At 58.2% G+C, this 15,043-nt stretch carries 12 protein-coding genes; 5 read left to right on the plus strand and 7 right to left on the minus strand.

Annotation, left to right across the window (positions count from 1 at the left end; all coding sequences use genetic code 11):
- Positions 1-96: 96 nt before the first annotated feature.
- From Dvar_RS25140 to Dvar_RS25165, 6 genes are all read right to left on the minus strand, one after another.
- A complete protein-coding gene (locus Dvar_RS25140) occupies positions 97-1,530 on the minus strand; it encodes a trimethylamine methyltransferase family protein (protein WP_419655867.1) in 1,434 nt (477 codons plus the stop codon).
- 85 nt (positions 1,531-1,615) lie between these two features.
- A complete protein-coding gene (locus Dvar_RS25145; protein ID WP_419655868.1) occupies positions 1,616-3,118 on the minus strand; it encodes a trimethylamine methyltransferase family protein in 1,503 nt (500 codons plus the stop codon).
- A 90-nt stretch (positions 3,119-3,208) separates the two neighbouring features.
- The gene (locus Dvar_RS25150; RefSeq protein WP_419655869.1) at positions 3,209-3,850 is read right to left on the minus strand and encodes a corrinoid protein; all 642 of its coding nucleotides are present in this window, start codon (positions 3,848-3,850) and stop codon (positions 3,209-3,211) included.
- A 14-nt stretch (positions 3,851-3,864) separates the two neighbouring features.
- On the minus strand, positions 3,865-5,346 hold the full coding sequence (locus Dvar_RS25155) for a trimethylamine methyltransferase family protein (protein WP_419655870.1): 1,482 nt from the start codon (positions 5,344-5,346) through the stop codon (positions 3,865-3,867).
- Between the two features lie 68 nt (positions 5,347-5,414).
- Positions 5,415-6,056, minus strand: a complete 642-nt coding sequence (locus tag Dvar_RS25160; protein WP_419655871.1) for a corrinoid protein — start codon at positions 6,054-6,056, stop codon at positions 5,415-5,417.
- The gene (locus Dvar_RS25165) at positions 6,041-6,337 is read right to left on the minus strand and encodes a hypothetical protein (protein ID WP_419655872.1); all 297 of its coding nucleotides are present in this window, start codon (positions 6,335-6,337) and stop codon (positions 6,041-6,043) included. Before Dvar_RS25165 ends, Dvar_RS25160 begins: the two co-directional genes overlap by 16 nt.
- A gap of 258 nt (positions 6,338-6,595) precedes the next feature.
- Here Dvar_RS25165 and Dvar_RS25170 point away from each other — a divergent pair, with 258 nt between their 5' ends.
- The 5 genes from Dvar_RS25170 (at position 6,596) to Dvar_RS25190 (ending at position 13,915) form a co-directional block, all read left to right on the plus strand.
- Positions 6,596-7,324, plus strand: a complete 729-nt coding sequence (locus Dvar_RS25170) for a FadR/GntR family transcriptional regulator (protein ID WP_419655873.1) — start codon at positions 6,596-6,598, stop codon at positions 7,322-7,324.
- A 393-nt stretch (positions 7,325-7,717) separates the two neighbouring features.
- Positions 7,718-9,370, plus strand: a complete 1,653-nt coding sequence (locus tag Dvar_RS25175) for an ABC transporter substrate-binding protein (RefSeq protein WP_419655874.1) — start codon at positions 7,718-7,720, stop codon at positions 9,368-9,370.
- A 12-nt stretch (positions 9,371-9,382) separates the two neighbouring features.
- Positions 9,383-10,684, plus strand: a complete 1,302-nt coding sequence (locus Dvar_RS25180; protein WP_419655875.1) for an ABC transporter permease — start codon at positions 9,383-9,385, stop codon at positions 10,682-10,684.
- Positions 10,685-10,736: 52 nt separating this feature from the next.
- Complete coding sequence (locus tag Dvar_RS25185) at positions 10,737-11,696, plus strand: ABC transporter permease (protein ID WP_419655876.1); 960 nt, start codon at positions 10,737-10,739, stop codon at positions 11,694-11,696.
- Positions 11,697-11,791: 95 nt separating this feature from the next.
- Positions 11,792-13,915 (plus strand): dipeptide ABC transporter ATP-binding protein, encoded by a 2,124-nt coding sequence (locus tag Dvar_RS25190; protein WP_419655877.1) that lies wholly within the window; start codon positions 11,792-11,794, stop codon positions 13,913-13,915.
- Between the two features lie 275 nt (positions 13,916-14,190).
- Here Dvar_RS25190 and Dvar_RS25195 read toward each other — a convergent pair whose 3' ends face one another.
- Positions 14,191-15,036, minus strand: a complete 846-nt coding sequence (locus Dvar_RS25195; protein ID WP_419655878.1) for an immunity 49 family protein — start codon at positions 15,034-15,036, stop codon at positions 14,191-14,193.
- Between the last annotated feature and the right edge of the window lie 7 nt (positions 15,037-15,043).

The following is a 15,043-nucleotide window of genomic DNA, read 5'->3' on the forward strand; positions in this document are numbered from 1 at the left end:
AAATTTTACCACAGGCATATGGTTGATATTCCGAGGATAAAATTTTTCGCGCAACGCCGATATCGGGCGAATTAGCCATTTCTGGACAGGCACTATCTAATGCCAGTGCTTGGCAAGCCGATCCAATTCCCGGCGGGTTTCCGCCGGCAAAATGTCCGGTTGGCATTTCATCCGTTCCAGCGTCTGCTGGCGCAAGCGCTCTTCGAATCGCAGGCCGCCATTTTCCAGCCAGGATGCGTGATTGGATCGGTCGAACATATTGGAATACCACACTTCGCGGAAGTATTGGCTGGTATGATCGGAATTCATAAAATGGCCACCCGGGCCGACGCTGTGGATGACCTCCAGCGCCATGTGTTCGTCATCGATCTCAATGCCCCGGAAAATCGGATTGAGCATATCGATCACCTCGTGCACGAGGACCATGAAGGTTGGCGAGGCCAGGCTGCCATGGTCGAGCAGTCCGCAATCGTGAATCAGGTTGGCCCCGCTGAGCGCAGCCGCCATTAACGACATTGTGGCTTCAGCAGCCGCCTGGGCGTCCGGCAATTTGGCGTCGGAGCAACCGGCGGTGCCGAAATAGGGAAGCTTGAGATAGTGAGACATCTGTGCCAGGGCGGCGCCCATCAGGGTCATCTCCGGGGCGCCGTAGGAAAAGATCGTCGTGCGCATGTCCATGATGGTGGCAAAGGCACCGTAGATAAACGGGGCCCCCTTGCGAACCAGCTGGGTAATCACCAGTCCGATCAGCGATTCGGCGGTTCCCTGGACAATGGCGCCGGCAAATGTCGCCGGGCCGGTGCTGCCCGCCTGGGGTGCCCCGTAGCAAATCTGTGGAATCCGCTTCTCGGCGCAGAATATGATCTTCTCCAGCGTATCGTCGCCAAGTACCAGCGGAGAAACAGGATCGGCGAGCATGGCGATGGTGGGGGCGTTGAGAAATTGCTTCTCGTCGCCGGCAATCAGGACCGCCATGTCATAAATGTCCTTGAGGCTGTCGATGTCCCGGCAGCAGAAAACCATGGGTTTTTGACTGAAGGTCAGAGCTTCCTTGAGCACCAACCGGTCCGCCAACTCGGGCGGCACATCGTTGGCCAGGCCGAAGGTCATCCCCCAATGGTAATTGGGCAACACGTCCAGGAGGGATGCCATGGTGCGGCAGTTATCGATTTCGAATTTTCGTCGTTCACCGGCGATGGGTTCCAGATAGTCGAGACAGTCCAGACTCGGACCGAACCAACTGCGATTACGCTCCAGCTTCACGGTTCGTTCACCGCTTCGTGTTCCCAGCACCACACGGGACGGTGCCCGGTTCAGGGCGTCCTTGACCAGCCAATCCGGAACACGAACCCGGTCCCCATCAATCCGGGCCCCGGCCCCATCCAGAATGTCCAGGGCTTTGGGATGGGTAATCTTGACACCAGTGTGCTCCAGAACTTCCATGGTCGCCATGTAGACGTCCTCGACCTGATCCGCCTTGATCACATCGAGCCGTGGCTTCATTTTGGGATCGAATCGTCTCTCTTTCATACGACCGCCTTTTCGTTTTGAAACATCGCAATCAACGCCCATATGACAAACTGGGGGCTTTGCAGTCCATTTGCCTTTGCCACGCTTAAGTAAACATCTTAATGTCCAGTTCTTCGTTTTTGTGACGCGCATCGGCCAATTCACAGATGCGCCGCATCTCCTTGACCATGGCCTTGTCCAAGAGCGGTTCGGTATCGGCTTCCAAAATCTCGATCACATGCTCGTGGATGCGCTGCCCGTAACGCTTCGCGCCGGCTATCTGCCAGTTTTCCCAGTTTTGGCGGTGGATGAACTTAGGCCGCCAGATCTGTGTCTTGAACCGCTCATAGGTGTGGTCGTGCTCCATGAAATGCCCTCCGGGGCCGACCTCGTCGATCACATCCAGAGCCATGCTGTCAGGGGTCACCGCAATGCCCTGGATGATGCGCTTGACCATATCGATGATCTCGTCGGCGGCCACCATCAAGGCCGGGCTGCTGGTCAGGCCTGAATCGAGGTAGCCCACGTCGTGGATCATGTTGCCGCCGACCAGCCCGGATGTGGCAATGTTGATGGCTGCCTCCATGGCGGCCTGTTCGTCGAACAGCTTGGCGTCCGAACAGCCCGCCGTCTCGTATTCGGGCACGCGCAGCCACTTGGTGATGTCCGTGTATGCAGCGCTGAGTAGCGCCATTTCCGGCGACCCATAGCAGTAGATCGTCGAGAGCATGTCCATGTTGGACATCAACCCGCCGATGATAATCGAGGCGCCCGGCTTGCGCAGCTGGCTGAGCACGATGCCGAAAAGGCTCTCGGCCAGGGCCTGAACCAGCACCCCCGCCAGGGTCGCCGGAGCCGTAGCGCCGGCCAGCGGACAGGGGGTATAAACAAAGGGGATGTCGTTATCGCAGCAGAAAAGCAGCTTTTGGACCACTTCCCGGGAATGGCTCAGGGGCGATACCGGCTCGATGTAGAGGGAAAAGATGGGCCCCTTGCGCCACGCTTCACTTCCGCCGATGCGGATGTAGGCCATCTCCAACTGATCGCGGACCCCTTCCACGTCAACCGCCGTCGTGTTGATGGGTTTGCTGGTGCCCTCGAGCATGGCCAGATACTGCCATCGATCGTAGGTCCCCACGGCCGTATCCTGGGTGATGCCCAGGGACATGTGGAAATCGTAATTGGGCAGTACCTGGCCGATGCGGGCCAGATTCTTGACATCCTGGTAGGTACTGCGCCGGCGTTCGCCGGTATACGGGTCCAGGGTAAACGGCGTGTCGGAGCCCCCCCCGTAGTATATCTGGTTCTTGTACAGCTCCATCCGGTAGCGGCGATCCGGCCCGATCAACACCACCTTGCTGGGGACCGTGGCCCGGGCCACATCGACCATGGAGGGGGGAATTTTCACTAGGCTGCTTTTATCCGTGGTCCCCTCGACGATGGCGCCCCCGGCGTGGGCCACATCAACGCCTTCCTGGTCGTACACACGCACGCCGGTCTCATACAATACGGTCAGGGACGCATAGTAGATGGCCTCGATCTGATCCTCGCTCAAGACCGTAAATCGGGGCGTCGCGTCGATATCGTAGTTGTGTCGGGTAACCCTCATGATTTGTTCTCCTTAAGATGGCGATGACCGTTACTTGCTCGTATTTGACACTCACCCTGCTATCGGCCGGCAATGACCAGACGCGGCAGATCAGTTGCCATGGATGAGCGTCCTGGCCAGTTCGGCCCCTGCAATGGCGTTGTGGCCGTATCCGTCGGCACCGATTCGGGTTGCAAATTCGGCATCCACGGGTGCGCCGCCGACCATGACCTTGACCGAATCGCGCAAGCCGGCCTGCTTGATTGCCTGTATGGTTTGCCCCATGGACCGCATGGTGGTGGTCAACATGGCCGACATACCCACCACGTCCGGTCGATGGACTTTGATCGCCTCGGTGAAGGCGTCGGGCGATAAATCGAATCCCAGGTCAACCACCTCGAATCCGGCGCCCTCGCACATCATCCCGACCAGGTTCTTGCCGATGTCGTGCATGTCCCCGGCAACGGTGCCGATCACGATTTTTCCCACACGCATTGCCTTTTTTTCGGCAAGCAGGGGACGCAGCAGTTCCTGCCCGGCATGCATGGACTTGGCGGAACGCAGCACTTCAGGAATGAACATCGACGCGGCCTTGAAGCGCTTGCCCACTTCGGTCATCCCGACGATCAGCCCTTTTTGCAGAATCGCATCCGCCGTCAACCCTTCATCCAGCGCTTTTTGGATCACCTTGGTGATGCCCTCGATGTTGCCTTCAAGAACGCTTGTAGCGATATACTCGAGTGTCTGGCTCATGGTGATGGCTTCCTTTACTTGGCTTTTTCAGCCGTTGTCTTTTTCTTCACGCGGTCCTCGGCAGCGGCCATAATGGTGGTGATCGCCGCCTCGGTTTCCGGTCGTACCGCAGCGGGATGGTGGGTGGCCAGAATCTCCCGCGTCCGCTCGATCACCCGCTCCCGCATGGTCAGTTTGCCTTGCGCGGTCCACTCATCGTAATTGTGACGATCGCACAGCCGGGGATACCAGAACTCGGTCTTGAAATGCCGCATGGTGTGATCATGGTAGAGATAATGGCCATCGGGACCCACATCATGGATCACATCGACAGCCAGGGTTTCCGGGGTCACCTCGATGCCGCGGGTGATACGCCGGGAATAGCCGATGGCATCGTCCATCATCACTGTTTGCAGGATGGAACCGGTCATCCCGCTCTCCGTGTAGCCGACATCGTGGCACAGGTCGCCACCGCTCAGGGCGGAGAAGAAGACAGAGAGCGACCCTTCGAGCGAGGCCTGTTCATCGAGACATTTGGAATCCGTGCAACCACCGGTCTGCCAGAGCGGCAAACCGCAATAGTGCGCCAACCCGGTGGCGCCGGCCATGATCAGACTGAGTTCGGGAGCCCCGTAGGTGAGAATCATGGCACTCATGTCCATAACCGAAAGCACGCCGCCCATGAAAAACGGCAAACCGGGCCGGATAATCTGGGAAAGCACCAGGCCGATGAAGGATTCCGCCGTGGTCTGGATGATGATGCCGGCCGGCGTCACCGGGGCCGTACCACCGGCCAGGGCACAGGTGGTGAAGATCACCGGCACGGCATGGCGGGCGGCAAAGATGACCTTGTCCACCGCCTCGAAGGTACTCACCAGCGGCGAGAGCGGCTCGCAGTAGTGGATGTAATTGGGGCGGATCTCGAAAGCCGCCTGTCCTCCGGCTTCGGCGACGGCGATCTGGTGGATGTCATTGGAATCGTCCCAGCCGTAGGACCAGGCCACGATGGGCTTGGTGGTCAAAGGAAACATGGTCGCGAATTCATAGGCCGCGGCAAGGTCCGTGTGAACGTCGCTGATCGTGCCCAGGGATTCGCAAAAATCAATATTGGGCAGGGCGTCGACCACGGTGGCCACGATGCGCGCGTCATCTTTGACATATGGCCTGCGGGCCAGGGTCTCGACGTCGATGAAATTCGGCGGGGTCGGCCCCGGACCGAAGTGGGCCCGTCCGGGACCGATATGAATATCGTGGGCGGGATTGCCGTCCCGCGCATAGATCGTAAAGCTGCGCGGTGCCGTGGAAAGCGCGCGTTTGACGAGATGCGGCGGGACGTACACCCGTTTATCTTCCACCCGCGCCCCGGCATCGGCCAGAATCTGGCGGGCCTCTTCGTGGTGAACGTCGAGGCCGATCTTGTTCATGACGTGCAGCACGCCGCCAAACAAGGTTTCCAGTTGATCCTGGGAGAGCACCTCGAAACGGACGCCCGCGTTGACACGGTAATTGGTTCTCATCGGTCGACTCCTTTCTGGCCATTGCTGTGTCCGACAGCCCATTGCAACCCGACCCGCGTGATCCATTATTAGCCGGCGGCGATCAGTTCCCTCGCCTTATCGGCTGCAGCGGCCGCGTCCGCTGCGTAGCCATCCGCACCGATTCGGTCGGCAAAGGCCTGAGTCACCGGTGCCCCGCCGATCATGATCTTGACCTGGTCCCGAACACCGGCTTCCTCCAGGGCCTTGATCGTATCCGCCATGGTGCGCATGGTGGTCGTCAGCAACGCCGACATGCCCACTACGTCAGGTGCGTATGTATTGACCGCCGCGACGAAGGCTTCCGGTGCGACGTCGGATCCCAGATCCCGTATTTCGAAACCGGCCCCCTCGCACATCATTCCCACCAGGTTTTTGCCGATGTCGTGCATGTCTCCGCGGACCGTTCCCAGAAGCACTTTTCCCACCATCTGCACCCCATCTTTGACCATCTGCGGCTTGATCACCGCCATGGCATTTAGCATGGCGCGCGCGGAGCGCATGACTTCAGGCACAAACATCCGCCCTGTCTTGAATTCCTTGCTGACGTGATCCATCCCGGGCATCAACCCCTGGTAAAGAATCGCCTCGGCGCTGCAACCACCGTCGATGGCATCCTGGGCCATCTGGCCGGTGTCGTCCTTTTCTCCTTCGATCACCGCCGAGGAAATGCGCCTTAACATGTCATCCATGGCCCCTTCTCCTTTCCCGTTTCTATGCATGCGGCCGCGATTTTTCTTTCGTCCGGTCGATCGGTGGGCAGGCGGAAAACCACGCATGGACATGAAACGCCGCGATCCATATCAATGGCATCGTCGCCCCCGATGTCCCATTCGACGATTTCTTTTGTTTTACTTAAGGATATATGCCCGGTTGGGGCGGTATGGGCACCGACGCCGATATTCGGCGCGCGGCGAAGAATGATCACCGTGGGTCGTTCAAAGGAAATGATCGGGGAGCAATTTTCAGCCATGTCACACCTCACGGCCGGTCGAGTTTTTGGGAAACAGGGAACATTTCCGCGTTGTCAACAAACGACGTTAGCCAGAAAAAGAACTATTCGGTGTGAACGAACCGGAGTCACAAACAAGATGGGATTTTCCACTCGACCGCTATCCAAAGAATGACAGGTAATAACAGGTCGGTGTGTGCAAAAATAGCGGGTACAAATTGGTCTGATGAACTGATTATAAGATTGACAGATCCATCGAAGATGTGTCAAGGGAAAAAAATGACTTTTCGTTTGATTCAAAAACATTCGACCCCCGTCCTGGTAATGCGCGAAATTCTTGACGGTATCGAATCCGGGCAATTGAAACCCGGAGATAAACTGCCCACCGAACGGGAATTGACCAAAATGTTCGGGGTTGCCAGATCAACCATTCGGGAGGCCACCTCGGCGTTGACCCTGCTCGGCTATCTTGAAGTGACCCAGGGCCGGGGCATGTTTTTGAGTAAAGACCTGCCGGTCGGCAAACCATCCGATTTCGACCTTGACGATATTCATGCGGCCGCCACCATCATGGACCTGGTCGAAGTTCGGGGCGTGCTTGAATGCCATAACGCAAGCCTGGCGGCCGAGCGAGCCGATGCCGACGATATCCATCGTATCCGCCAGGCGGTTATCCAAATGAAAGCCACCACCGGTAATCTGGAACAATTTATCCGGCACGATTTCGATTTCCACATCGCCCTGGCCAACGCGTCCCACAATCAAATGATTCATGCCATGATGAAACGCATCGTCGACAAGGTTCATCGGGAGTACGAAAAATTTATGCCCAAAGCGCTGTTCCGCCGCGATGAAGCGACGTTGACGGCCGAGCAGATTCTCACGCATCTGCTAAGCGGCGATGGTGAAGCCGCGGCGCAGCAGATGGCCGCGCACTTGAATCTGGTATCCAAAGAGCTCAAGCACATACTGCCCAATGCCCAATGGATTCGTAAAAAGCGCCGGTAACATAAGACGACGGTGAGTCCTTGACAGCAATAGTCAATGCAAGTAGTCTTTTAAGATATAGACCATAAATGGTAACACCATTTAATTACGGATTCGCGGTTCGATTCATCCGTCATCGACAGCATTAGACAAGCCGTCGCACTCATTGCATTATTGTTCCCGCCCACCGCCACCATCACTTTTCATCTCGAAATTCGCGAAACGCCCTTCTTCCCCGTGCCTACCGTCAGCGTCGAAGCACTAAATCGTGTCCGATGTCGACACCTCGCGTTGAATCAAGTCTGTTTCATTTGTGCTTTGCGAGCACGTGCACAATAGGCGATCCCGGTAAAATCGCTTGAATCGTGGCTCTTGAAGCGGTTTTCATCACCCACAATGGAAGGGAGGTTGGCTATGAAAAGGCGGGACCCCATACATCCACTCGTCCTCCAACTCAGGCAGGATCTTGCCGCTGGCAAAATAAGCCGACGGGAATTCCTGCGCTATGCCGCGCTGCTGGGCGTTTCGGTGACGGCGGCATCGCAAATGGCCGGGATGATATGGCCGAAAAGAGCCCTGGCCACAGGGATACGGCGCGGTGGCACCATCAAGGTGGCGACAGGCATCCAGAAAGTGACCCATCCGGCCCAGTTTTCCTGGGTGGAGCCCACCAACATCATGCGCCAGGTGGCCGAATACCTGACCTTTACGGACAAGGACAACATTACCCACCCCTATCTACTGGAAAATTGGCAGGCCAGCGACGATCTCAAGACCTGGACGTTGACCCTGCGCCAGGGCATCAAGTTCAACAACGGCGACGGCCTGACAACCGATGATGTGATCTTCAGCATGAACCAGTGGCTGAACAAGGACGTGGGGTCATCCCTGCTGGGCATGATGGGAGGCTATCTGGATCCAACCGGTATCGAGAAGATCAACGGTTACCAGGTCAAGCTGCATCTCAAAAAACCGGAAATCGCCGTGCCCGAGCACCTGTTCCACTATCCGGCGCTGATCCTCAACCACCGTACCTTCGAGGGGGATTTCGTCAAGGCCCCGCATGGCACCGGCCCCTATACGCTGGATGTCTATCGGGAAAGTGAACGCGCCGTTTTAAAACGCCGCTCGAATTACTGGCAAACGGGTACCGATGGAAAACCACTGCCCTACATGGACAGTTTCGAATTTGTCGATATGGGCGACGAGATGGCACCGCGCATCGCGGCCCTGCAATCCGGTGAGATCGACATGATCGATCTGGCCACCACCGGTGGGACGGCGGTCTACAAGGCCCTCAAAGATGATCGGCGGGTGCAGGTCAAACCCATCGGCACGGCCCAGGCCCGGGTCCTGCGCATGCGCGTTGACCTCAAACCGTGGGACGACAACCGCGTGCGCATGGCCCTCAAACTCTGCCAGCACCGTGAAAAGATCCTGGCCCTGGCTTATTTTGGCCAGGGGCTTCAAGGTCATGATTTTCATGTCTGTCCCAAGCACCCGGAATACTGTGAAAAGCCGGTCCCTGCGTATAATCCCCAGAAGGCCAAACAGCTGCTCAAGGAAGCAGGCTATAAAGACGGTCTGCGCGTCAACCTGGCCGTGGGCTCGGAATGGACCGACGTTGTGCGCTATGCCGAAATCCTCAAACAGGATGCCGCTCCAGCCGGCTTCAACGTCGTGCTGCAGACCATGCCCACCAGCCAGTACTGGGAAAAATGGACCGAGGTCGACCTGGGCATCACGCCGTGGACCCATCGCCCCCTGGGCACCATGGTGCTGAACCTGGCCTACATCAACGACGCCGAGGGCAATCCAGTGCCATGGAACGAGACCAACTGGGCTGATCCCGAATTCAGCCGACTGCTGGAGCAGGCCAACGGCACTCTGGACGTGGACAAGCGGCGCCAGATCTTCTGCAAACTTGAAAAAATTCAATGGGAAAAAGGCTCCATCGGCATCGCCTGGTGGCAGAACAACTGGCAGATCATCACCAAACGGGTTCAAAACTCCGATCCGCACCCCACCGGCTACATGCTTTTCAACGAGGTTTGGCTTTCCAGATGATGGGAACCGAAAATGGCGAAATTCATCCTACGACGGTTCTTTCTGCTGTTGATCACCATGTTCCTGGTGTCGGTGGCGGTGTTCATGATCACGGAGGCCTCGCCGGGCAACGTCGCCAAAAACGTGCTGGGCGCGTTCATCACCCCGGAACAGGAACGGTCCTTTTTGGCCCAGATGGGGTTGGACCAACCGGCCTATGTCCGCTATTTCTACTGGCTCTTCGGCAGCGACTGGCTGGCGGCGCGTAAGGTCGGCCTGCCGCTTACCCGTACGGTCACCGACGACGGGTTCGTAGAGTGGTGGGCCGTGCGCCCCGACGGTGCTCTCGTGCGCTGGAAGCTCGAAGGCGACAATCTCATCGCCGTGTCCAAGCTGCCCAGTGTCGGCATCACCAGCGAATACAATAATGACAATCGCTGGAAGGCCGGCGCGGGCACGACCCAGACCGTCTGGGGCGTCGATACGGCCAACCATGTGGTGCGCTGGCAAAAAGGATCGGACGTGAAGGTCTGGTCATTTGTCATCGGCACCGGCTGGATGGAATCCACCGGCGGCCCGATGGAATACATCCCTTTGAAAAAGGGATTCATTCGGGGCGACCCGGGAATTTCCCTGCGCACCGGCCGCCCGGTGTCCAAAACCATCTTCACCCGGTTGCGCAATTCCATCGTGCTGGCCGGCATCGCCTTCGTGCTGGTCATGCCCCTGGCCCTGCTGCTGGGATTGATCGCCGGGCTGAGGGAAGGCTCCCTGCAGGATCGTGTTCTGTCCATCGGCGGGATGATGTTTTCGGTAATTCCCGAATTCGCCACCGGTATTTTTCTGATCCTGATCATGGCCGTGTGGCTGCAGTGGGTACCCGGCGCCACGGTTTTCGGCGAACAGGCCCCCTGGGAACGGCCCGACATGCTGATCCTGCCCGTATTGACCCTGACGCTCATCGAATTGGGCTATATCCTGCGCATCACCCGGGCCAGTATGGTGGAAGTGATGAAATCACCGTATATCCGCACCGCCTTTTTGAAAGGCCTGCCCTACTGGCGGATCGTGTTCAAGCACGCCGTGCGTAATGCCCTGATGGCGCCCATCACCGTGATCATGCTGCACGTCAACTGGCTGATGGGCGGTATCGTCATCGTCGAGGTGGTATTCGGCTATCCCGGATTGGGCAAATATCTCCTCGACTCGGCCATGTTCAAGGACATCAACGCCCTGGAGGCGGGGGCCATGATCCTGGTGCTGCTGGCGGTGGGCACCCAACTGGTGGCCGATATCATTTACACCTTTTTGAACCCGCGCATCCGTTACACCTGACCCTTTAGGCGGTCGACCGACGGAGCGCCCATGGGCCATAATGAGAGATGCCATGTCCGGAACCGAAACCGCAGACGACCAGTCCGATCAAGCGCTGGTCGACACGCCCGAAGCCATCCCTGCCCAGCGCGGCATGTGGCGCCGCATGCAAGATGGGATGGCAGTCCTGCTGGCCTCCAAAACAGCCACGGCCGGCCTGATCATCGTGATGTTCTGGGTGGGCGTGGCGATTTTCGCGCCCTTGCTGACCCCCTACACCCCGCTGGAGCAGGACTGGCACCATCCCAACAGCGCTCCCAGCATCCAGCACCCCCTGGGCACCGACGAGCTTGGCCGCGATCTGTGGTCGCGCCTGATCTACGGCGCGCGCGTCGTCCTGGTGATCCTGCCGGTTTCCGACCGCTTCTGGATTCCCGGCGGAACAGCCATCTGGGGCGTCATCGTGGCGTTGATCGTGGGGGTGACTCTCGGCCTGGTGAGCGGCTATTACGGCGGCTGGATCGACGAGGTGACCATGCGGCTGTTGGATGCCATGATGGCCGTGCCGATCATCCTGCTCTACCTGATCATCATGGCCGCCCTGGGGGCCTCCGCCGTTAACGTCGTGCTGGCCATGACCATCGTGGGAACGCCCGGTATCGCCCGCCTGGTACGCAGTCTGACCCTGGATATCCGCACCCGGGAGTATATCCGCGCGGCGGAAACCCGGGGAGAAAGTCCCTGGTACATCATGTTCGTGGAAATTCTGCCCAATGCCCGCGGTCCCATCATCGTGGATGCCATGCTGCGGGTCGGCTATGCCATTTTCGCCATGGGAACCCTGGGTTTTCTGGGATTGGGCATTCCGCCCCCGTCACCGGACTGGGGCAGCATGGTGGCCAAGGGCCGCGAGTTCATTCTGGCCGGCAGTCCATGGGCGGCGATGTGGCCGTCCATTGCCATTGCCTCCCTGGTGGTGGGACTGAACCTGCTCGCCGATGGATTGCGTGAGGAGTCCATGCGCTACCAATAACACCCAAGATGGGCGATTGGCTTTTAGCCGTTAGCGCTTATTAATTGCTCAGTCGGTCGTCTGGGCTGAAACGTGCAAAGATCCAAGGAGTGGTGATGACCGTCAACGATACCGACAGACCGGCCCAAATCGTCATTGACGTCGACCACCTGAGCATCGCCTATGCGACGCGTAAAGGCGATGTCGAGGCTGTTCGCAATGTCTCTTTCACCGTACGGGAGGGAGAAACCGTCGGGCTCGTGGGCGAATCAGGATGCGGCAAGAGCACCATCGCCTATGGAATCGTCAACCACCTCGGTCCCAACGGCAAGATCACCAGCGGGCAGATTCGTTTCCAGGGCACCGAGCTGGTCGGCAAGAGCGCCGCACAGCTCAAAAAACTCCGGGGCAACCGGATCGCCATGGTGTTTCAGGACCCCATGCAGGCCCTCAACCCGTCGGTACGGCTCGGGGACCAACTGGCCGAGGTGCTCACCTGCCATCGCCAGATGTCTCGCAGTGAAGCGTGGGACCGCTCCATTGCCATGCTCAAGCGGGTCAATATGCCTGACCCGGGCTCCATCATGCGCCGCTATTCCCACCAGATCTCCGGTGGCCAGCAACAACGGGTGGTCATTGCCATGGCAATGCTCAACAATCCGGCCCTGTTGATCATGGACGAGCCGACCACGGCCCTGGATGTCACCGTTGAAGCTGCGGTGCTGGACCTGATCGAGGAGCTCAAAACGGATTTCAAGGCGGCCAACATCTTTATTACCCACAACCTGGGCGTGGTGGCTCGGGTCAGTGATCAGGTCTGCGTGATGTATGCCGGCCAACTGGTGGAAAAAGGACCGGTGGTGGAAATTTTCAAGCACCCCTGCCACCCATATACCCAAGGACTCATGGCGGCGGTTCCCAAATTGGGCGACAGCAAACTCGATTCCATGCTCTACCCCATCCGCGGCCGGGTACCGGCACCGGTGGACCGGCCGCGCAACGCCTGCGTCTTCGCGCCTCGCTGCGACTATGCCACCGACCGCTGCCGCGAAGCGTTGCCCACGATGGTACAGCTATCCCCGGAGCACGCGGCCCGCTGCCTGTACGCCCGCGAAATCGATCGGCATCCACCCGCCGACCGTCAACGCGCGCAGGCCGCCCAAACCGCCACCTTGCAATCGTCCCCGGGCGAAGCAGAAAGCCTTTTGCAGTCCGAGCATCTCAAACTCTACTACACCCAGGAATCCAATTCCGTGGTGAGTCTGTTCGGTATGGGAGAAAAAAAATATGTCAAGGCCGTCGATGATGTTAGTCTGCGTCTGGCCAAAGGCCGTACCCTGGGCCTGGTTGGCGAATCCGGATGCGGCAAATCATCACTGGTCAAAGGCCTCATCGGTCTTGAACCGCTCACGGGGGGTGAGCTCAGTTTCCTCAATATCGATGTCAACGAAGAAGTAACCGAGCGCAGCACCGACCTGATCAAGGAGATGCAGATGGTGTTTCAGAATCCGGACTCCACGCTAAACCCATCCTATTCCGTCGGCAAACAGATCGCCCGCCCCATTCGGCATTTTGGAACCGTTCCCAAAGCCGAGGTCAAACAGGAAGTGTTGCGACTGCTCAAAGCCGTGCGCCTGGGACCGACCTACTACGATCGCCTGCCCCGGCAGCTTTCCGGGGGCGAGAAACAGCGTGTCGGCATCGCCCGGGCCCTGGCCAGCCGACCGGACCTGATCATCTGCGACGAGCCGGTGTCGGCCCTGGACGTGTCCGTTCAAGCGGCGGTCATCAATCTGTTGCTGGAAATCCAGCACACCTTCGGGGCGTCCATGATCTTCATTGCCCACGATTTGAGCGTAGTGCGCTACTTTTCCGATGACATCGCCGTCATGTACCTGGGAAAAATCGTGGAAATCGGCCCGGCCGAAAAAATCTACGATCCCCCCTATCATCCCTACACCGAAGCACTGTTAGCGGCCGTGCCCATCGCAGACCCGGAAGCCGAGCAGAAAGAGATTCGTCTCAGCGGCAATGTACCCAGTGCCCTGAACCCGCCCCACGGCTGTCGGTTTCATACCCGGTGCCCCCGTCGTCGGGAAATGCTGCCCGATGGCGGCCGGATCTGTGAGAAGGAGAACCCACCCTGGCAGCAAAGTGCGGCCGGTCATCGCATTCTGTGTCATATTCCACTGAAGGAACTGGAGAAGATCGCCCCGGTCGTGCACACGGCCGCACGATAAGCGACAGCCAATTTTTATAATTTTTTGGGAGTTGAAATGAAAAACGCAAGGCAGAGGTTGGAATGACCATCAATTGGAAGCACCGACGGTTTACCGGGACATCAGATGTTCATCCATTTTTTCAACATCTGCTTAATTAAATTCTTGTAGGGGTTGGGTCTTCTGCTCACGGCACCGTGGGACTTGAGAATATTTTGCACGCTCCGATTACTCGCAATACCAAGATCGGTATGGTTGTGGTTTAATCGGGCGCAGCAACGAGGGGCATTGCAAGCCTACAGATAGGTGCCCTCGAGGAGAAACCGGGGGATGTAGTCCGATTCCACGGTCACCGGCTCGCCGCGGTCATAAACCATGCAGGCCATGCATAGCAGCTCAATGGCGATCCAGCTTTTTACAGGAGCCTGATCTTCCGGCGTATTGCGCTCGTAGTAGGTACAGTGGGCGGCCAGGTTTTTGGCCAGCATCTCGTTGAAGTCGGCGTCCCGGTTGGTAGTAAAGGCCAGCAGGGTCTCGAACTTGCCCAGGGTGATATCCAGCAGCCAGTCATCGGCATTTTGCAGGTCAACGCTGCTAGAAAAGTCCATTAACTTGCTTCCATAGTCGGACCGGCCCAGGTGCAGGCTCTGGAGGGCCTCCACCAGCAGGTACTCCGCCTCGCTGTTTTTGGTGGCGCTCTGGCGCAAAATCTCCACGGGAAAGCGGGCCAGGGAGTCCATGCTCTCCCGGTCGCGCATGACCGCGGCCAGAAAGTAGGCCGTCTGCCAGCGCGTGGGAAAGACTCTGCCGCCTTCCAGAATCCCGCGCCCGTTCCAGGTAACCGGCGGCAGGTCCAGAATCTGGACGGTCTGTTCCTTTTCCGGCTCGCGCGCCAGCTCGAAGTAGGCCGCGTAGGCCTTGCTGCCGTAGCGCAGCCACTCCACGGCCAGGCGGTCGTTCTCCTCGGACCGGCGGTAGCTGAGGTGGCGGGCAAGCCTAAGAGAGTCTTCACCCAAAGTAAGGATGTTGTCTCTTACTTTATGAAGTTTATCGCGTACATCCGCTTGCTTCAAAAAAGCGATTTCATCATCAATACCATCTTGCCAGGGTTCATACACCCGCTGATAGTTGTTCTCAGCCATTTACCTT

Origin of the sequence: Desulfosarcina variabilis str. Montpellier, assembly GCF_048565275.1 — a bacterium.
Classification (GTDB): Bacteria; Desulfobacterota; Desulfobacteria; order Desulfobacterales; family Desulfosarcinaceae; genus Desulfosarcina; species Desulfosarcina variabilis.

Excerpts from the sequence above, each read along its gene's own strand:
- Dvar_RS25165 (WP_419655872.1), bottom strand. The coding sequence starts at position 6,337 with ATGGCTGAAAATTGCTCCCCGATCATTTCCTTTGAACGACCCACGGTG.
- Dvar_RS25145 (WP_419655868.1), bottom strand. The coding sequence starts at position 3,118 with ATGAGGGTTACCCGACACAACTACGATATCGACGCGACGCCCCGATTT.
- Dvar_RS25195 (WP_419655878.1), bottom strand. The coding sequence starts at position 15,036 with ATGGCTGAGAACAACTATCAGCGGGTGTATGAACCCTGGCAAGATGGT.
- Dvar_RS25190 (WP_419655877.1), top strand. The coding sequence starts at position 11,792 with ATGACCGTCAACGATACCGACAGACCGGCCCAAATCGTCATTGACGTC.
- Dvar_RS25160 (WP_419655871.1), bottom strand. The coding sequence starts at position 6,056 with ATGGATGACATGTTAAGGCGCATTTCCTCGGCGGTGATCGAAGGAGAA.
- Dvar_RS25150 (WP_419655869.1), bottom strand. The coding sequence starts at position 3,850 with ATGAGCCAGACACTCGAGTATATCGCTACAAGCGTTCTTGAAGGCAAC.
- Dvar_RS25140 (WP_419655867.1), bottom strand. The coding sequence starts at position 1,530 with ATGAAAGAGAGACGATTCGATCCCAAAATGAAGCCACGGCTCGATGTG.
- Dvar_RS25185 (WP_419655876.1), top strand. The coding sequence starts at position 10,737 with ATGTCCGGAACCGAAACCGCAGACGACCAGTCCGATCAAGCGCTGGTC.
- Dvar_RS25170 (WP_419655873.1), top strand. The coding sequence starts at position 6,596 with ATGACTTTTCGTTTGATTCAAAAACATTCGACCCCCGTCCTGGTAATG.
- Dvar_RS25155 (WP_419655870.1), bottom strand. The coding sequence starts at position 5,346 with ATGAGAACCAATTACCGTGTCAACGCGGGCGTCCGTTTCGAGGTGCTC.
- Dvar_RS25175 (WP_419655874.1), top strand. The coding sequence starts at position 7,718 with ATGAAAAGGCGGGACCCCATACATCCACTCGTCCTCCAACTCAGGCAG.
- Dvar_RS25180 (WP_419655875.1), top strand. The coding sequence starts at position 9,383 with ATGGCGAAATTCATCCTACGACGGTTCTTTCTGCTGTTGATCACCATG.